The sequence below is a fragment of the Mesorhizobium sp. M2E.F.Ca.ET.209.01.1.1 genome, from assembly GCF_004010375.2.
In the GTDB taxonomy this organism is placed as follows: Bacteria; Pseudomonadota; Alphaproteobacteria; order Rhizobiales; family Rhizobiaceae; genus Mesorhizobium.
Genome location: NZ_SADP02000010.1, coordinates 184,165 through 201,385 on the forward strand (window position 1 = coordinate 184,165; position 17,221 = coordinate 201,385).

Annotated in this window: 21 protein-coding genes; 3 read left to right on the top strand and 18 right to left on the bottom strand. The window is 64.8% G+C overall.

Annotated elements, in window-relative coordinates:
- Window positions 1-16: 16 nt before the first annotated feature.
- From EN852_RS19695 to EN852_RS19705, 3 genes are all read right to left on the bottom strand, one after another.
- The gene (locus tag EN852_RS19695; protein ID WP_127876536.1) at window positions 17-547 is read right to left on the bottom strand and encodes a hypothetical protein; all 531 of its coding nucleotides are present in this window, start codon (window positions 545-547) and stop codon (window positions 17-19) included.
- Between the two features lie 134 nt (window positions 548-681).
- Window positions 682-1,038 carry a YciI family protein gene (locus EN852_RS19700; RefSeq protein WP_127876537.1) on the bottom strand — a complete coding sequence of 119 codons (357 nt, stop codon included), beginning with the start codon at window positions 1,036-1,038 and terminating at the stop codon, window positions 682-684.
- Window positions 1,035-1,253 (bottom strand): hypothetical protein, encoded by a 219-nt coding sequence (locus EN852_RS19705; RefSeq protein WP_127876538.1) that lies wholly within the window; start codon window positions 1,251-1,253, stop codon window positions 1,035-1,037. The genes EN852_RS19700 and EN852_RS19705 overlap by 4 nt, the downstream gene beginning before the upstream one ends.
- Window positions 1,254-1,594: 341 nt before the next feature.
- Here EN852_RS19705 and EN852_RS19710 point away from each other — a divergent pair, with 341 nt between their 5' ends.
- Window positions 1,595-2,020 carry an OsmC family protein gene (locus EN852_RS19710; protein ID WP_127876539.1) on the top strand — a complete coding sequence of 142 codons (426 nt, stop codon included), beginning with the start codon at window positions 1,595-1,597 and terminating at the stop codon, window positions 2,018-2,020.
- Between the two features lie 209 nt (window positions 2,021-2,229).
- Here the strand turns inward: EN852_RS19710 and EN852_RS19720 are convergent, their stop codons facing one another.
- The 7 genes from EN852_RS19720 to EN852_RS19750 all read right to left on the bottom strand — a co-directional run bounded on the left by EN852_RS19720 (window position 2,230) and on the right by EN852_RS19750 (window position 7,730).
- On the bottom strand, window positions 2,230-2,862 hold the full coding sequence (locus EN852_RS19720) for a DUF480 domain-containing protein (protein WP_127876541.1): 633 nt from the start codon (window positions 2,860-2,862) through the stop codon (window positions 2,230-2,232).
- A gap of 233 nt (window positions 2,863-3,095) precedes the next feature.
- Window positions 3,096-3,875, bottom strand: coding sequence for a succinate dehydrogenase iron-sulfur subunit (locus tag EN852_RS19725; RefSeq protein WP_127865993.1), 780 nt, complete (start codon window positions 3,873-3,875; stop codon window positions 3,096-3,098).
- Window positions 3,875-4,309 carry a DUF3052 family protein gene (locus tag EN852_RS19730; protein WP_127876606.1) on the bottom strand — a complete coding sequence of 145 codons (435 nt, stop codon included), beginning with the start codon at window positions 4,307-4,309 and terminating at the stop codon, window positions 3,875-3,877. The genes EN852_RS19725 and EN852_RS19730 overlap by 1 nt, the downstream gene beginning before the upstream one ends.
- Window positions 4,310-4,311: 2 nt before the next feature.
- Window positions 4,312-6,147, bottom strand: coding sequence for a succinate dehydrogenase flavoprotein subunit (gene sdhA / locus EN852_RS19735; RefSeq protein ID WP_127876542.1), 1,836 nt, complete (start codon window positions 6,145-6,147; stop codon window positions 4,312-4,314).
- 4 nt (window positions 6,148-6,151) lie between these two features.
- Window positions 6,152-6,547 (bottom strand): succinate dehydrogenase, hydrophobic membrane anchor protein, encoded by a 396-nt coding sequence (gene sdhD / locus EN852_RS19740; RefSeq protein ID WP_127876543.1) that lies wholly within the window; start codon window positions 6,545-6,547, stop codon window positions 6,152-6,154.
- Window positions 6,547-6,969 (bottom strand): succinate dehydrogenase, cytochrome b556 subunit, encoded by a 423-nt coding sequence (gene sdhC / locus EN852_RS19745; protein WP_127876544.1) that lies wholly within the window; start codon window positions 6,967-6,969, stop codon window positions 6,547-6,549. Before sdhC ends, sdhD begins: the two co-directional genes overlap by 1 nt.
- Before the next feature lie 227 nt (window positions 6,970-7,196).
- Window positions 7,197-7,730, bottom strand: coding sequence for a hypothetical protein (locus EN852_RS19750; protein WP_246694332.1), 534 nt, complete (start codon window positions 7,728-7,730; stop codon window positions 7,197-7,199).
- A 321-nt stretch (window positions 7,731-8,051) separates the two neighbouring features.
- On the opposite strand from EN852_RS19750, the gene EN852_RS19755 reads away from it, so the two are divergent.
- Window positions 8,052-8,408, top strand: a complete 357-nt coding sequence (locus EN852_RS19755; protein WP_127876545.1) for a hypothetical protein — start codon at window positions 8,052-8,054, stop codon at window positions 8,406-8,408.
- Here EN852_RS19755 and EN852_RS19760 read toward each other — a convergent pair.
- Together EN852_RS19760 and EN852_RS19765 are read right to left on the bottom strand one after the other, a co-directional pair.
- Window positions 8,392-9,594: a GGDEF domain-containing protein gene (locus EN852_RS19760; RefSeq protein WP_127876546.1), complete on the bottom strand. Its 1,203-nt coding sequence runs from the start codon at window positions 9,592-9,594 to the stop codon at window positions 8,392-8,394. The genes EN852_RS19755 and EN852_RS19760 overlap by 17 nt on opposite strands.
- Before the next feature lie 80 nt (window positions 9,595-9,674).
- Window positions 9,675-10,871, bottom strand: coding sequence for a GGDEF domain-containing protein (locus EN852_RS19765; protein WP_127876547.1), 1,197 nt, complete (start codon window positions 10,869-10,871; stop codon window positions 9,675-9,677).
- Window positions 10,872-11,035: 164 nt separating this feature from the next.
- Between EN852_RS19765 and EN852_RS19770 the strand changes: the two genes are divergently transcribed.
- Complete coding sequence (locus tag EN852_RS19770) at window positions 11,036-11,341, top strand: hypothetical protein (protein WP_127876548.1); 306 nt, start codon at window positions 11,036-11,038, stop codon at window positions 11,339-11,341.
- Window positions 11,342-11,676: 335 nt separating this feature from the next.
- Here the strand turns inward: EN852_RS19770 and leuC are convergent, their stop codons facing one another.
- The 6 genes from leuC to EN852_RS19810 form a co-directional block, all read right to left on the bottom strand.
- Window positions 11,677-13,086, bottom strand: a complete 1,410-nt coding sequence (leuC, locus tag EN852_RS19775; RefSeq protein WP_127876549.1) for a 3-isopropylmalate dehydratase large subunit — start codon at window positions 13,084-13,086, stop codon at window positions 11,677-11,679.
- A gap of 283 nt (window positions 13,087-13,369) precedes the next feature.
- A complete protein-coding gene (locus tag EN852_RS19785) occupies window positions 13,370-14,020 on the bottom strand; it encodes a class I SAM-dependent methyltransferase (RefSeq protein WP_127876550.1) in 651 nt (216 codons plus the stop codon).
- 58 nt (window positions 14,021-14,078) lie between these two features.
- Entirely contained in the window at window positions 14,079-14,888 is an 810-nt protein-coding gene (locus EN852_RS19790) for an amino acid ABC transporter permease (RefSeq protein ID WP_127876551.1), read from the bottom strand.
- Between the two features lie 268 nt (window positions 14,889-15,156).
- The gene (locus EN852_RS19800; protein WP_127229062.1) at window positions 15,157-15,954 is read right to left on the bottom strand and encodes a transporter substrate-binding domain-containing protein; all 798 of its coding nucleotides are present in this window, start codon (window positions 15,952-15,954) and stop codon (window positions 15,157-15,159) included.
- A gap of 165 nt (window positions 15,955-16,119) precedes the next feature.
- Window positions 16,120-16,620 (bottom strand): MarR family winged helix-turn-helix transcriptional regulator, encoded by a 501-nt coding sequence (locus EN852_RS19805; protein WP_127876552.1) that lies wholly within the window; start codon window positions 16,618-16,620, stop codon window positions 16,120-16,122.
- The gene (locus EN852_RS19810; protein ID WP_127866007.1) at window positions 16,617-17,051 is read right to left on the bottom strand and encodes an organic hydroperoxide resistance protein; all 435 of its coding nucleotides are present in this window, start codon (window positions 17,049-17,051) and stop codon (window positions 16,617-16,619) included. Before EN852_RS19810 ends, EN852_RS19805 begins: the two co-directional genes overlap by 4 nt.
- Window positions 17,052-17,221 lie beyond the last annotated feature (170 nt).

Sequence of the window (17,221 nt, forward strand, 5' to 3'; positions counted from 1 at the left end):
TCGATGGCCGCCGGGATCAATTGACCTCAAACCCCAGCTTCTGCCGCAGCCTCAGCATCCGCTGGTCGGTGATCTTCAGGCTCTGCTCGCCGCCTTGCGCGACACGGTTCAGCATCCTGAGCAGATCGTCGCGCTCATGCGGGTCGAGGCGGCCACGCAGGAAGGGCGCCAGCTTGTCGATGACGATCGTCGTGTCGTCGACCTGCGCGGCAGCCCATTTTGCGTAGACGACCGCCTCGTCCGTCTTCTTCGGGCTTTCCGCGATCTGCGAGATGACGTCCCGGATGACGGCCTCGCGCTTAGGCAGCACCGGCCCTTGCTCGGCAACGATCGCGGTGATCAGCGTCGCGGCCGCCACCACCGGATCGTCGATCGCCGTCAGCGGCGAGAGCGCGGCCTGCTTGCGCAATTTCTTGCGCCGTATGTTGCCCTGAACGCGTCCGACGACGTCGGCGACTTCACGCGCGGCGTCACTCATATATTTCAGCCGGTACCACCAGATCGCGGCCGCCCCAAGCAGGCCAAGTATCGCGATAAGAATAGGCATGCCGAATTCCCCCGAAATCGCGGCGACGATAAGAGAGATGCGGCGTTGCTTCAACACGCAACGGTTGCGTCCGTGAAGAAACCCTGAACATGTTTCCCGCAAGAGACAGCTGCAACGCCGCGCCCACCTGGCGCCTATGATCCCGGTATGTCGTAGATTGCCCTGACCTCGACCGTGCCGAGCTCGGCCAGCGGGATGCCTTCCGCGATCTTCAGCGCCTCGGCAAGGTCGGCCGCCTCGACCATGACGAAGCCGAGCAGCTGCTCCTTGGTCTCGGCGAATGGCCCGTCGGTCACCAGCGCCTTGCCCTTGCGCCGCCTCAGCGATTTCGACGTCTTCACCGACTGCAGCGCCTGCGCGATGACCAGCTTGCCTTGCCGCTCGAGTTCCCTGTCATAGGCAAGCGAGTCGGCGTCGAGCCTGGCCGCCCGTTCCGGGGTAAGCGCGTAAAGGTCCTTCTCCTCGCCATAGACCAGCAGGACATATCTCATCTCGAGCTCCCTTCGGTGGCCTCGTTATAAGAGGCAGAGGCGGCGGTGTCAGTTCTGCTTGCCGTGGCCATGTGGTCGAGCAGGCATGCCGCGACACCGACAATAGCGATGGCCGCAGCCAGTCGACCGAGACCGGGCGCCGGCGGATCCAGCCAGAACTCTTCCGGTCGCCGGACCCCCGGCTTGCCCCAGATCGCAAGAAACAGATTGTCCATCTCAAATCTCCATCGGCCATGAGTGACCGCCCGCAGGACGGCCGGGCCGTTGGCAAGTCGACATTTTGCGCGGACATTTTTTGGGAATTGCCTACCCACCAACGTCGGCGGCGAAGGCGTGTTGAGATTCGGGTCAGGCCGAGCCGAAAATGGCGGTCTCCGAGAACCGGAGCGGAGCGTACTTAAAGTACGTGAGCACCGGAAGCGCAGGAGACCGCCATTTGCAGGCCGGCCTCACGCGAATCTCAGCATGCCGTGGATGGTCTTCCGCCGCGGCCGCGCTATAGTTCAGGAGAACGCCGGCAGCCGCCGGCGCTACCCCGACAGATCAGGAGGACTCCATGGACCGCACCGCAAACGCCGTCTGGAAAGGCAACCTGAAGGAAGGCAAGGGCACGCTAGACACCCAGAGCGGCACCTTGAAGGGCACGCCCTATTCGTTCAAGGTGCGCTTCGAGGACGAGAGCGGCAAATCGGGCACCAATCCGGAGGAGCTGATCGCGGCGGCGCATGCTGGTTGCTACGCCATGCAGCTCTCGCATTTCCTCGCCGAAAACGGCACGCCGGCCGCCGAGCTCGACGCCAAGGCGGTGGTGACGCTGGTGCCCGGCACCGGCATCACCGGCAGCGCCATCACCCTGGTCGGCAAGGTGCCGGGCATCGACGCGGCGAAATTCAAGGAGCTGGCCGAGAAGGCGAAGGCCGAATGCCCGGTGTCGAAGGCGCTGGGTGCGATCAAGGTGTCGCTGGATGCCAGGCTGGGGTGATTGGTTTTAGAAGGCGGCGATCCTTCGCCCCCCTCTCTGCCCTGCCGGGCATCTCCCCCTCAAGGGGGGAGATTGGCAGCTTCGCCGTTGGCGCTCCGCTTGCGGCGTTGGAGATTGGCGAAACCCGCCGTGACATCTGATCTCCCCCCTTGAGGGGGAGATGTCCGGCAGGACAGAGAGGGGGGCCTCGCACCAACGTTTCTGGTGAGCTACCCGCCCAGCGCCTCGATCTTCGCCCGCAATGCCGCGACTTCTTCCTCCAGCGCCTTGACCCGCGCTTCGAGATCAGCATCCGCAACCGACGCCGGCGGCTGCCAAGGCGCCGCGACCGCCGCCGCCTCCACCGGCCCGCTCAACAGATGCACATAGCGCTCCTCGCGCTGGCCCGGCGCCCGTTCGAGCAATTGGATCAACGGCGGCCGGCGCCCGATCATCAGGTCGAGATTGTCGCGCAGCTCCTCGATCGAGGCGAAGCGCGCCATCCGCTCGGAGCGGGCAAGCAATTCATGCGCCGTCTGCGCCCCGCGCAGCAGCAAAAGCCCGATCACCGCGATCTGCGGCGTGGTCAGCGAAAAGCGCTGCGCCATCAGGTGCTCGTAGCGCTCGACCCGCGAAGCGAAGGCCTGGCGCACCAGCCCCTTCTGCTCGAGCGAGCTCAGCGCTCGCCTGATCTCGGTCAGCTCCAGCGCCATGACAGGCTCGCGCGCTGTCTTCTGGTTGGCGGCCTGATGCGCGCCGTTGAGCGTCAGCGGATAGACGTCCGGCGTCAGCTCCTTCTTCTCGATCAGCGAGCCCAGCACACGCGCTTCGACAGGTGAGAGGATGGGGAGATCTTCGCTCATTGAGTTGCCTATCCTTTGAAGCTGGAGGGACAGCACCCCCTCTGGCCTGCCGGCCATCTCCCCCAAGGGGGAGATTGGCAGCTTCAGCGCCGTCGGTCAGTCTTGCTGCGCTGAAGATTAGCGAAAGCCGGAATGACAGCCAATCTCCCCCCTTGCGGGGGAGATGTCCGGCAGAACAGAGAGGGGTGTGAAGGAATGCTGCGTTGGGAATTGTCGCGGCGACCAGCCGAAGCTTAAACCCGTCTCTCAACCATCATCTTCTTGATCTCCGCGATCGCCTTGGCCGGGTTCAAGCCCTTCGGGCAGGTCTGCGCGCAGTTCATGATGGTGTGGCAGCGATAGAGCCGGAACGGGTCTTCGAGATTGTCGAGCCGTTCGCCGGTCGCCTCGTCGCGGCTATCGATCAGCCAGCGATAGGCCTGCAGCAGGGTGGCCGGGCCGAGATAGCGATCGCCGTTCCACCAGTAGCTCGGGCAGGAGGTCGAGCAGCAGGCGCACAGGATGCATTCGTAGAGCCCGTCGAGCTTCTCGCGATCCTCATGGCTCTGCAGCCATTCCTTGGCGGGCTCTGGCGAGACCGTCTTCAGCCACGGCTCGATCGAGGCGTGCTGGGCGTAGAAATTGGTGAGGTCGGGCACCAGGTCCTTGATCACGGGCATATGCGGCAGCGGATAGATCTTCACCGCACCGGAAATATCCTCGGCGCCCTTGGTGCAGGCGAGCGTGTTGGAACCGTCGATGTTCATGGCGCAGGAGCCGCAGATGCCTTCGCGGCAGGAGCGGCGAAGCGTCAGCGTCGGATCGATCTTGTTCTTGATCCACAACAGCGCGTCCAGCACCATTGGGCCGCAATCGTCCATGTCGACGAAATAGGTGTCCATGCGCGGGTTTCCGCCATCGTCCGGCGACCAGCGGTAGATGCGGTATTCGCGCAAATTGGTGGCGCCCTCCGGCTTCGGCCAGGTCTTGCCCTGCTGGACCTTGGAATTCTTGGGAAGCGTGAGTTCGACCATTACCTGCGGTCCTTTCGGATGACGAGCTTCAGCCCGGACCAGATTTCGTTGACGGCGGCGACCTTGACGTCGACCAGGTCGCGCTTCAGCGCCTCCGACCGGATCACGTCCTCGGTGACATCGGTCGGCACTTTCGAGGCCTTCTTCGGCCAGGACACCCAGACCATGCCGTCGCGCTTGATCGCCGCCTCGATGACGCCAAGGCCATCCTCGATCTCGGCGCGCTGCCGGGCGAAGGCATGCACGGCGTCGTATTTGCGGCTGCCCGAGATCGCCGACCATTTCGGCAGCCGATCGACCTTGGCGAAGGACACGGCTTCAGCCAGATCGTCGAGCTCCGGCGGCAGCGCGATGAAGGCGGCGACCATGCCGTCCTTCAGGCCGAGCTTGGCCGGAAGGGGCGTGCCGGAATATCCGGTGGCCGCGAGCGCCATGGTCAATACACCCGCGCCTTCGGCGCGATCTTGGCCGGGTTGATGCCGCCATCCTTTTCCGCCAGCAGCGTCTCGGTGTGCACCGGCCGGTAGGTGAGCGTCACCTTGCCGTCCTCGCTGACATGGGCCAGCGTGTGCTTGCGCCAGTTGGCGTCGTCGCGGGCCGAGAAATCCTCCCGCGCATGCGCGCCGCGGCTTTCCTTGCGCGCCGCGGCGCCATAGACAGTGGTGATGGCGTTGGCCATCAGGTTTTCCAGCTCCAGCGTCTCGACAAGGTCGGAATTCCAGATCATCGAGCGGTCGAAGACCTTGATGTCCTTGAGCTCGCCCCAGATCTCGGAAACGCGCTTGCAGCCATTGTCGAGCGATTCCTGGGTGCGGAACACCGCCGCGTCTTCCTGCATCGCCCGCTGCATCTTCTCCCGCAAGCTTGCCGTCGGCGTCGAGCCGTTGGCATGACGCAGCCTGTCGAAGCGGTCCATGATCTTCTCGACCGAGGCCGCGTTGGGCGAAGGGATGGGCGAATTGCGGTCGATCACCTCGCCGGCGCGGATGGCCGCGGCTCGGCCGAAGACGACAAGGTCGATCAGCGAGTTGGAGCCCAGCCGGTTGGCGCCGTGCACCGAGGCGCACGCGGCCTCGCCCACCGCCATCAGGCCGGGCAGCACGCGGTCGGGATTCTCGGCCGTCGGGTCGAGCACTTCGCCCCAATAATTGGTCGGCACACCGCCCATATTGTAGTGCACCGTCGGCAGCACCGGGATCGGCTCCTTGGTCAGGTCGACGCCGGCGAAGATCTTTGCCGATTCCGAAATACCGGGCAGCCGCTCATGCAGCACCGCCGGGTCGAGATGGTCGAGATGCAGGAAGATGTGATCCTTCTTCGGCCCGACGCCGCGGCCTTCACGGATCTCCATCGTCATGCAGCGCGAGACGACATCGCGCGAGGCAAGGTCCTTGGCCGACGGCGCATAGCGCTCCATGAAGCGCTCGCCCTCCGAATTGACGAGATAGCCGCCCTCGCCGCGCGCGCCTTCGGTGATCAGGCAGCCGGCGCCGTAGATGCCGGTGGGGTGGAACTGTACGAACTCCATGTCCTGCAGCGCGAGCCCGGCTCGAGCCGCCATGCCGCCGCCATCGCCGGTGCAGGTATGCGCCGAAGTGGCGGAGAAATAGGCGCGGCCGTAGCCGCCGGTCGCCAGCACCACCATCTTGGCCGAGAAGCGGTGGACAGTGCCGTCATCGAGGTTCCAGGCGACGACGCCTGTGCAGGTGCCATCCGGCTCGGTGATCAGGTCGAGCGCGAAATATTCGATGAAGAACTGCGCGTTGTTCTTCAGCGACTGGCCGTAGAGCGTGTGCAGCATGGCATGGCCGGTGCGGTCGGCGGCCGCGCAGGTGCGCTGCACCGGCGGGCCATCGCCGAAATTCATCATCATGCCGCCGAACGGCCGCTGGTAGATCTTTCCCTCTTCGGTGCGCGAGAACGGCACGCCGTAATGCTCGAGCTCGTAGACCGCCGCGGGCGCCTCCCGCACCATATATTCCTGCGCGTCGATGTCGCCCAGCCAGTCCGATCCTTTGACGGTGTCGAAGAGGTGCCACTGCCAGTTGTCGGGGCCCATATTGGCGAGCGAGGCGGCGATGCCGCCTTGCGCGGCGACCGTGTGCGAGCGGGTCGGGAAAACCTTGGTGATGCAGGCGGTGCGCAGCCCCTGCTCGGCCATGCCGAGCGTGGCGCGCAGGCCGGCGCCGCCGGCGCCGACGATCACCACATCGAATTTGTGATCGACAAAAGTGTAGGCTGAAGCCGTGCCGGCTGTATTTGCGTTGGCCAAGACGTCAGCCTCCGAATGCGAGTTTGAGCAGGGCAAACAGCGAAGCGACGCCGACTGCCACGCAGAAGAAGGTGTTGAGCGCGATCAGCGCCAGCTTCATGCCTTCGCCATGCACATAGTCCTCGATGATCACCTGCATGCCGATGCGCATGTGATAGAGCGGCGAGATCAGCACCAGCCCGAGAATGACCACCACAAACGGGTTCGCGAGCGCCGCCCGCACCTCGGCGTATCCATGGCCGTTGATCGCGATCAGGAAGCCGACGAAGAACAGGATCAAAGGAATGTTGGCGATCGCCGTCAGCCGCTGCCGCCAGAAATGCCCGGTGCCTTCGCGGGCCGAACCGAGGCCGCGGACCCTCGCCAACGGCGTGCGCATGTCCGAATTGTTCGCGCTCATCAGAAAGCCCCCCGCGCCGCATAGCCGGCTATCCAGATCAGGAGCGTCAGCACGATCGAGCCGGCGAGTGTCGCCCATGCGATCTTCGACGCGGTGTGCTTTTCGAGCCCCGCGCCGGTATCCCAGATGAGGTGGCGGAGCCCGCCCAGCATGTGGTGCATCAGCGCCCAGGTGTAGCCGAACAGAACCAGCCGGCCGAGCCACGAGCCGAAGGCCCAGTTGACCCAGTCGAAGGCGGCCTGCGAGCTCGAAGCGGCGATCAGCCACGCCGCCACCAGCAGCGTTCCGAAATACAGCGCGCCGCCGGTGATGCGATGGATGATCGACATCGTCATGGTGATCGGCGGCCGGTAGATCGTCAGATGCGGCGAGAGCGGTCGTTCACGTCTGGCAACTGCGCGGGTGGCTGGTGATTTGCTCATGGCTCCCCCAGTTCGGCATCCTTGAAGCCGGGATGGAAATGCGGCGTTTGCCGCCCCCTATATGGCTCCGGACAGGCGGTTTCTAATGCTCTTTTTGCACCGCGTCAAAGCCGGAAAATCGTTTTGGAAACATCATTTAGTCTGACAAACCGGTGGCCGGGCGCTTCAATCGATTAGCGGCTGTTTTGAAGCCGGCGCAAGGTCTCGTTGCAGTGCAGCAAAGAGCGCTATCTCCGACAAGTCTGCGGGGTGGACCCCCTCTTCATCACCAGCGCTTCGCGGCCGTCGATCACGATTGCGTCATGCGTGGCCGCTTCCTGGTAGCGGCTGCTCTGGTTGGCCGGCGAGGCGGCAAACTCCTCGGTCGAGCCGTCCGGCCGGACCACGCGCAACGAGGAGCCGAGATTCTGGATGGTGATCATGCCGCCATTGCCGCATCTGTAGGTGGCCGTGCCGATGCCGGATCGCGGCACGGTAAGGTCGGTGACGATCTTGGTTGCGGGCGCAGGCGTGGCAGGCGTCTTGGTCGTTGCCGGTGCCGGGGCCGTTGCAGGCAGCGGGGGCGTTGCTGCTGCCGGCGGCGCCACGGGTGCGGTGGACTGCGCGACCGGAGCAGGCGAGGCGGCGGGCGGCGCGGCACTCGCCGCCTTCGGCGCGCCATCCTGCGGCACGCAGGCCGCGGCTGCGAGAAGCAGCGGGATGGTGATCGACACCCGAACCGTGTGGCCAAAGCTCATGCGCTGCCCTTTCGTGCGCGGCACGCTACAGCAATTCCAGGAAAAGTGTGAAACGGTTTTCCGTCCGGAATTGCGTCAAAACAAAGAGATAGAGCGGTTTGTCGTTTCCGTTAAACGGCGAACCGCTCTAGCCGCGCGACGCATCAAGATCAAGTTCGACCAGAGTGAGCCGGCTGCATGCCCGTCCTGCGGCGGGCAAGAACCGGGCCTTCGAAAATTAACCATGTTCCTTAAGAACCGGCGCCGAAAGCCCCCTGCCTCTTAACAAAGGTTAAGAAAGGGTTAATTTCCGAATCAGACCGGGAATCCAGGCGCGATCCGTGGCGCCGATCAAGGGAGAGCGACATGCGTTCGAATTCAGTGCGGGCAAGCCTTGCCGCAGCAGTGCTGGCGGGGCTGGTCTTGGCGATCGCCGTACCGGCCGAAGCCGGATTGCGTCACCATGACCGCGTCTACGCCGATTCCTTCGGCAATCTCGTCATCGACAGCGCCGCCGGCTACAAGCGCATCATCGTCGGCGAGGGCAGGCATGCCAAGGAGCTCTCCAACTTTACCGGTGCCGGCCAGCCGGATGTCGCCTATGACGATGCGGACGAGCCCGGCGCGCCCGGCTGCTACCAGCCGCCGGTGCTGGTGAAGGGCCGCTCCTATATGTACGGGCTTTCCGATGGCGAGATGCCCAATCTCAGCCCTTGCCGTTGACGACCGCCGGCGATTGGCGGCGCCACGCCGCACCTGACACGCGCACGCAGTCGCGGCCGGCATTCTTGGCTTCATAGAGCGCGGCGTCGGCGCGCCGGAGGAGATCGGCAAAACCCTCGTCGATGGTCAGCTCCGCCACGCCGAAGCTCGCGCTGCAGCGATGGTCGGCCGGCAATCCCTCGATCGGCAAGGCGCCGAAGGCGCTGCGCGCGCCCTCGGCAAACAGCCGCGCCGCGGCAAGATTGGTGCCCGGCAGGATGATGGCGAATTCCTCGCCGCCGATACGGCCGGCGACATGGTGCTCGGCGGCGGCCTCGCGCAGGAAGCCCGCGAAGCTCTCGATCACGCGGTCGCCGCAGGCATGGCCGTAGCTGTCGTTGATGCTCTTGAAGTAATCCAGATCGGCGATCACCAGCGCCACCGGCACGCCGCGCCGGACGGCATCCCGCATGGCAAGGTCCGCGTGGCGCTCGAAACCGCCGCGGTTGAACAGCCGCGACAATGTATCCGTTTCCGATTTCGAGGTCGCCTCGTTGAGCGCGTCACGCACCAGGACGGCCAGGGCAAGCAGCGCCAGCGCCAGCCCGAACACGGTGCCGAGTGATTGCGACACAAGCGCGTAAGCCGTCTGGACATAGGCCTGCGGATTGGCGCCCCAGCCGCCCAGCGCGCCGGCGATGAATGGCTTGGAGGCGAATTGCACGGCGCTGGCGCCAAGCACCAGCGCGAGCACATGGTCCAGCCGTGCAAGCCTCTGCCGGGAGGACAGCACGATACCGAGCGCCGCGAACTGCATGGCGGCATAAGGAAGCTGGTAGGCCATCATCCGCGTGAGCGACTGGCGCGGCAGGTCCTGCACCAGATAGACGGCGGCCGAGGCGACGACCAGGAAGCACAGCATCGGCGCCCACGGCGGCCGCACGCCATATTTATGGGCCAGCCCGCCATTGAAGGCGATGGTCGCGCCGAGGAACACGGCAAAGGCGGCAACGACCGGCAACTGGGCGTCCGCGAAGGCGGGGATGCTGAATTCGATGGCGAAATAAGCCATGCCGAGCAGGTAGCTGAAGGCAAGCCAGCGCGCCGACACGCGCCCGGTGCCGTAGACGGCAACCGCCATGAACGCCGCCGCCAGCAGCCCGGCGACGAGGATGTTGATCATCAGTATGAAATCGGCGCTGCCCATGTCTTCCTTCGTCGGACGTTCCGGGCAGAAAAGCATCGACGGGCGAAAATCGCGTTAACGTCGGGCGCGGGTGGCCTGCTTCACCCGATGGCGAGCCGCTCGGCGACGAACGTCGTTTCCGGCCTCTCATAGGACAGCCGCACGCTGTCGCGGCCGTTCCTTTTGGCCTTGTAGAGCGCTTCGTCGGCGCGCCGCATCAACGGCATCAGCCCTTCCCTGCCGGAGCGCGCGGCGACGCCGAAGCTGGCGGTGACCCTGGTGCCGGGCGGCAGGCCGTCGATAGCGCCGGCCGAATAGAAGGTACGGATCGCCTCGGCGAAGAGCCTTGCCGCAGCGAGATCGCTGAGCGGCAGAAGCACGGCGAACTCCTCGCCGCCGATGCGGCCGGCGGCTCCGCGCGCGCCGGTGGCGGAACTGAGCTTGGCGGCGAAGTCAGCGATCACCCGGTCGCCGGCCTCATGCCCGTGCCGATCGTTCAGCGCCTTGAAGTGATCGAGATCGGCCAGCACCAGGGCGACGGGAAAGCCGGCCTTGCCGCACTGATCGAGCAGCTGGATCGCCCGCTCCTCGAAGCCGCGGCGGTTGAGGATGCCGGAGAGCGGATCGGTGTGGGTCTCGGCCTTCAATGTCCTCACCACGTCGAGCGCCGCGGCCGTGAACAGGCTAAGCGCGGTCAGAAGCGACAAAAGCGCGTGCGAAAGCAGCGCCGTCGTCCAATAGGACGAGCCGTAGAAACCGTCATAGCTGGGGAACGGCCCGTGCGCGATGACGACGACCAGCGTGCGGACGATGAAGTTCAGCCCCGACAACAGCGACAGCGCGAACAGGATCTTTTCGGTCGGCCCGTTGTTGCGCACCGTTCTGAGTTCCGCCGCGACCAGCAGGCTGAGCCCGCCGAAGCCGAAATTCATGACGAGCACGCGCCAGGTGAGGTCCGGTTGGACGAACATGAACCACAGGAAGGCGGCGAGCCCACCGCCGGTCATGACGGCGATGCCGACAAAAGGCACGCGCCGCCCGTAGCGCGCGATGATCGCGCTGGAAAGGCAGCAGGCCGCGATCGTGAAGCAGATGTTGGAAACGAGCTTGGTCAGCGCCAGGCCGATCGGCAACGTGAAATATTGCAGCAGGAACCCCGGCGCCGACAGGCAGTAGCTGGCGCCGAGCACCGCCAGATACGGCCGGTGGCGCTGATAGCACCACAGCACGAGGAACGCAGCGCCAAGCGCCAGCGCTATCGTCGGATTGAGCAGCGCTATGAGCAGACCGGTGTCCAAAGGACTGCGACTTTCCCCAACTTACCCAAGGGGAGATACTAGGACGCAAGCCCAAACAAGCGGTTAAGCCCTCCGACAGATACGTCGCGAAACCATGCGGAACCGGGCTTGCCGGAGCGGCGTTGTCCGGCCAGACTGGAGACGCCTGACAGGAGACGATTGCGATGGCCGACACGATCACTTTGACCGATCACGATGAAATCCGCTCCTGGGCGGCGGCGCGGGCCGGCTTTCCGGCCATTGTCGACATATCGCCGGAGCCTGGCACGCAGGCCATGCTTCGTCTGGTGTTCGACCAGCAGGCCTATGAGGACGAGGACCGGCCGGAACGCCCACCCAATGCCGGCGGCTACGAGTTGGTCGAATGGGACGAATGGTTCAAGATCTTCGACGACCGCCAGCTGGCATTGGTCGTCGCCGCCGACGAGCCCGGCCGGCGCGAGGAGTTTCACCAGATCGTTCGCAGGTAAGTTCCCGGCACGGAAATTTCGGCCTGTCGGATATGCTGCGTTGCATGCCTTGGCGATTGGCCGGAACGCCCATCGCAATCGTCATCCACGGGCGAAGCAAGGAGCGAAGCGACGCGGCGCAGACCCGAGGATCCATGCCGTAACCTCAAGGCGCTGCAACAGTGCAGAATTCTGCTCCGCTGCACCCTTCGATCGAGGTAACGGCATGGATTCCAGGGTCTCCGCGACGGAGCTTACGCTCCTGCTTCGCCCTGGAATGACGACGTTGGGGAGGCTTCGGCTAATCCCCAGCGCTTGCGCTGATTCCGACCCTTCCTGCTTTCCAAGCTAGGCGCTTACTTCCAGTCGCGGATGTCGACGAAATGGCCGGCGATCGCGGCGGCCGCGGCCATAGCCGGCGACACCAGATGGGTGCGACCCTTGAAGCCCTGGCGACCCTCGAAGTTGCGGTTCGAGGTCGAGGCGCAGCGTTCATGCGGCTTCAGCCGGTCGTCGTTCATGGCCAGGCACATCGAGCAGCCCGGCTCGCGCCAGTCGAAGCCCGCGGCGACGAAGATCTTGTCCAGTCCTTCGGCCTCGGCCTGTTCCTTCACCAGGCCGGAGCCCGGCACGATCATGGCGTTGACGCGCGGATTGACCTTCTTGCCCTCGACCACCTTGGCGGCGGCGCGCAGATCCTCGATGCGGCCATTGGTGCAGGAACCGATGAAGACGCGGTCGAGCGCGATGTCGGTGATCTTGGTCCCAGGCGTCAGGCCCATATATTCCAGTGCCCGATGCTTGGAGGAACGCTTGGTCTCGTCCGTGATGTCCTCGGGGTTCGGCACGATGCCCTGCACTGAGACGACGTCCTCCGGCGAGGAGCCCCAGGAGACGATCGGCGGCAGCTTCGCCGCGTCGAGCACGATCACCTTGTCGAAATGCGCGCCTTCGTCCGACTTGAGCGTCTTCCAGTAGGCAAGCGCCGCATCCCACGCCGCGCCCTTGGGCGCACGCGGCTTGTCCTTGACATAGGCGAAGGTCGTCTCGTCCGGCGCGATCAGGCCGGCGCGCGCGCCAGCCTCGATCGACATGTTGCAGATCGTCATGCGGCCTTCCATCGACAGCGAGCGGATCGCTTCGCCCGCATATTCGATGACGTAGCCGGTGCCGCCGGCCGTGCCGATCTCGCCGATGATGGCCAGGATGATGTCCTTCGCGGTGACGCCTTCAGGCAGCTCTCCGTCGACGCGCACCAGCATATTCTTGGCCTTGCGCTGGATCAGCGTCTGGGTGGCAAGCACATGCTCGACCTCAGACGTGCCGATGCCATGCGCGAGCGCGCCGAAGGCGCCATGCGTCGAGGTATGGCTGTCGCCGCAGACGATGGTCATGCCGGGCAGGGTGAAGCCTTGCTCCGGCCCGATGATGTGGACGATGCCCTGGCGGACATCGTTCTCGGAGTAGTATTCGATGCCGAAATCCTTGGCATTCTTGGCCAGCGCCTCGACCTGGATGCGGCTTTCCTCGTTCTTGATGCCGAACTTGCGCTCCGGCGAGGTCGACACGTTGTGGTCGACCACGGCCAGCGTCTTTTCCGGATGGCGAACCTTGCGGTTCGACATGCGCAGGCCTTCGAAGGCCTGCGGGCTGGTGACCTCATGCACGAGATGGCGGTCGATATAGAGCAGGCAGGTACCGTCGTCCTGGCGGTCGACGACGTGGTCGTCGAAGATCTTGTCGTAGAGGGTGCGCGGTGCGCTCATGTGCGTAAATCCGTCGAGATGAGAATGGGAAAAGCACGCCGGCCATCCGGCGCGACGACTGCGATCGGTCGGGTCAGTTAAGTCGGCTGGTCAGCGCGCCGCAAACGCGCGCGGAGAAACGCGACGGCAGGCGCTTCCTGTCCTGCAGCACGAAACCCTTATAGGCCGGATCGCTGAAAAGCTTTTCCATGGCGGCGTAGATAGCAATGTTTTGGCTTTTCGGCAATTGCGGCGGGGATCTGGTTCCTCGCCCCACGGGGGCGAGGAACTGGCGCCCAGCTATTCACACCACCTCGAACACAAACGTCTTCACCAGCGCTTCTGGGTCGCCGATCGCATAGCAGCGGAACCACTGGCTCTGCTCGACCAGCCGCCATCTCCCTGCCCGCGTAAGCTCGTCGAACACGGCCTGGAAGCCGCCGCTTTCGAAGACCTGGTCGCGCACGGTGAAGATGGCGTGGCCGCCGCTTTTGGTGATGCGCACCAGCTCGTGCAGGCCGGCGGCCGGCGCGTGGCCGATGGTGAAGACGCCGGTCGAGAAGAAGGCGCGAAAATGCCGGTCGGGCCAGGGCAGCGGGCCGCCGAGCATCGCCTTCTTCAGCTCGCTATAGGCCGGCTTGCTGTCGGCCTGGCGGCTGCCGGCGATCTTCAGCATGTCGTCGGAGAGGTCGAGCCCGGCGATCTCGTCATAGCCCAGCGCCTTCAGCGACGGCCCCGACAGGCCCGTGCCGCAGCCGGCGTCGAGCAGCGGACCTTCGCCGGCCGGCACATGCCGCGCCACCCAGGCCGTGATCAGGAACGGCAGAAGGTAGCCGAGCGAGGCGGTCTCGCTGTCATAGGTCGCGGCCCAGTCGGCATAGGCCTTGGCAAGCCCTTCCGGCGAGTCGGCCGAATAGACGGAATCCAGCGCCGCATTGGCCTTGTCGAAATTCATGGGGCGTCTCCTCCGCGATGATGAGCGGAGGGATCGTAACGCGGACTTTTGCTGCCGGCTATTCCCCGTGTTGCCGGCGCAGGCGCTGCTCCAGCGCCCGCAGCGCCAGCGACAGGCCGACGGTCAGGATCAGGTAGATATAGGCGACGATCGAATAGGTCTCGAAGAAGCGGAACGAGCCGGCGGCATAGACCTTGCCCATCTGGGTGATGTCGGCGACGCCGAGCACCGAGACCAGAGAAGAATCCTTGACCATGGCGACGAAGTCGTTGCCGAGCGGCGGCAGGATCATGCGGATCGCCTGCGGGAACACGATCAGCCGGAAGCGCTGCGCCCGGCTGAGCCCGAGCGCCTTGGCGGCTTCGATCTGGCCTTTCTCGACCGATTGGATGCCGGCGCGGAACACCTCCGAGATGAAGGCCGAGTAGCCGATGGTCAGCGCCATGATGGCGCGCCAGAGCAGCGACACGTCGCGCACCAGGAGTTCGCCGATCAGCCCGGCGCTCTGCAGTGGCGCGGTCAGCGCATTCCAGGCGGCGACGAGGGCCGGCGCGCCGGCAAAGGCGATCCAGAACAACAGCACCAGGATCGGCACGCCGCGGATGATCTCGACATAGAAGCGCGCGATCTGACGCAGCCACTGCGATCCCGACAGCGCCATCAGCGCGATGCCGAGCCCGAGCGCGGAGGCTAAGGCAAAGGCGACCGCGGTGACGAAGACGGTGATGCCGATGCCCTTGGCGACGGTGGCGAAGACCTCGGCATAGAGGTCACTGGAGGCGATGGCGAGGGCGGCGGCCAGTGCGAGGACGAGCGCGGCGGCAAGCCACCACGGGAATTCGGATTTGGCGGTGGTGGAAGCGGGCATTAAGCGGCGGCGCCCGCAAGACAGTTACAAAGGTCGCGTTCCGGCACACCCCCCTCTGCCCTACCGGGCATCTCCCCCGCAAGGGGGGAGATTGGCAACTTCACTGCCGGCGCATTTCCTTCAACGTTGGAGATTGGCGAAAGCCGACGCGACATCCGATCTCCCCCCTTGCGGGGGAGATGTCCGGCAGGACAGAGGGGGGTGTGAAGGAATGAGGCCTTTGCGGACTTCGGCCCGCCACTGTCGCGCGTCACTGGCTGCAAAAGAGCTACTGCCCCATCTTGTAATCGAGGAACCACTTCTTGTTGAGCTTGTCCAACGTGCCGTCGGCCTTGAGCGAGGCGATGGCGGCGTTGACCGGCTTCACAAGGTCCGAGCCCTTCGGGAAGATAAACCCGAAGTCCTCGGTGCCGAGCGGACCGCCGATCAGCTTCAGCTTGCCTTCGGAAGCATCGACATAGCCCTTGCCGGCGGTGCCGTCGGTGAGCACGACGTCGACGTCGCCCGCCTTCAGCGCCTGCACGGTCGCGCCGAAGGTCTCGAACAGCTTGATGCGCGGGTTCTGCTCATTGCCGTCGAGCACGCTGTAGACGGCGGTGTAGAAGGGCGTGGTGCCGGGTTGGGCGCCGATCAGCCCGTCCTTGAAGGCGCCAAAACTCTTGGCGTCGGTGAAGCGGCTTTCGTCGCCGCGCACCAGCATGAACTGCTCCGAGCGCATATAGGGGTCGGAGAAGTCGACCTTCTCCTTGCGGTCGTCCTTGATGGTAATGCCGGTCATGCCGATGTTGTACTGGTTGTCCGAAACCGCCTGGATCATCGCGTCCCAGGAGGTGTTCTGGTACTCGACCTTGAAGTTCAGCCGCTTGGCGATCTCGTCCATCGCGTCATATTCCCAGCCGATCTGCTTGCCGGTCTTCTTGTCGATGAACTGCAGCGGCGGATAAGCGTTTTCCGTCACCACCACGACCTTCTTGCCGCCGAGGTCGGGCAGATTGTCGGCGAGCGCGGCGACAGGCGCGAGAAGGCAGGCCACCATGGCGGCCAGCAGCAATTTCGACTTGGTCATGACAAATCTCCGAAGGTGCGACCGCTGCAATTTCGCGGCCTGAGAAAATCCGGCGCCGACTTTAGCTTGCCGCAAGCGCCTTGCAAGCCGGTCTGCTGCGACGTTGCGCGCTATACGCAAATCCAATGCTCTTCGGAAATGGTTTTGTGGATGGGCGTTGCCGGATCAGTCCTGATCGGCCGTGGCCTCGCGCAACCCGGCGACCAGACGCGTCAGCGTTCCGTGCAGGGCCTTCAGCTCGGCCCGCTCCAGCGGCATGCCGCAGTTTAGCCCTTCCTGCACGTCCTTCATCTTCGCCCGCAGCGCCTGGCCCTTGGCGGTCGGTTCGACCAGCACCCGACGCTCGTCGGCGGCGTCGCGCCGGCGTGTCACGAAGCCGCCCGCTTCCATGCGCTTGATCAGCGGCGTCAGCGTCGCCGAATCGAGACCAAGTGCCGCGCCGAGCTCGCCGATCGTGCTCGGCGAATGCTGCCACAGCGCCAGCATCGCCAGATATTGCGGATAGGTGAGGCCGAGCGGATCAAGCAGCGGCCGGTAGAGCTTGGTCATCAGCCCGCTCGCCGAATAGAGCGCGAAGCAGAGCTGCTGGTCGAGGCGCGGCACGGCGATAGCCCCGGCGTCCTGCGCCGGGGCTTGCTTGGCCATGGTTTCGTTTGTCGTCGTCATGCCGCCTTTGCCGGAAGCGCCGTGGTGGACAGCGCCACATCGATATTGCCCCGGATGGCGTTGGAATAGGGGCAGATCTTGTGCGCTTCCGATACAAGCGCCTCGGCACCTGCCTGATCAAGCCCCTTTATCTCCGCCGCCAGCGCGACGCCGAGCTTGAAGCCGCCCTGGTCGTTCGGATGGAGACTCACTGTGGACGTGACCGAAGCGTCCTGCAGCGGCAGCTTCTGCTGGCGCGCAACGAAGCGCACCGCGCTCTCGAAGCAGGCGGCGTAGCCGACCGCGAAAAGCTGTTCCGGATTGGTGGCGCCGCCCTTGCCGCCGAGCTCCTTCGGCATCGCAAGGTCGACCTTGAGCAGGCCGTCGCTGGTTTCGCCGTGACCGTTGCGGCCGCCGCTGACGTGAGCCTGAGCGGTGTAGAGTGCAGACATCTTCATCTCCATTTGATTTGTACGCGATTATTTAGTGTACAAGATAATTGGATGTCAACCCCGTTTTCGTCGTCCACGGGCGGAGCGCCGCGCAGCGGCGCGCAGACCCGAGGATCCATGCCGTGACGTCGACGCGCCGCAGCGATGCGGAATTCTGCTTCGCTGCACTC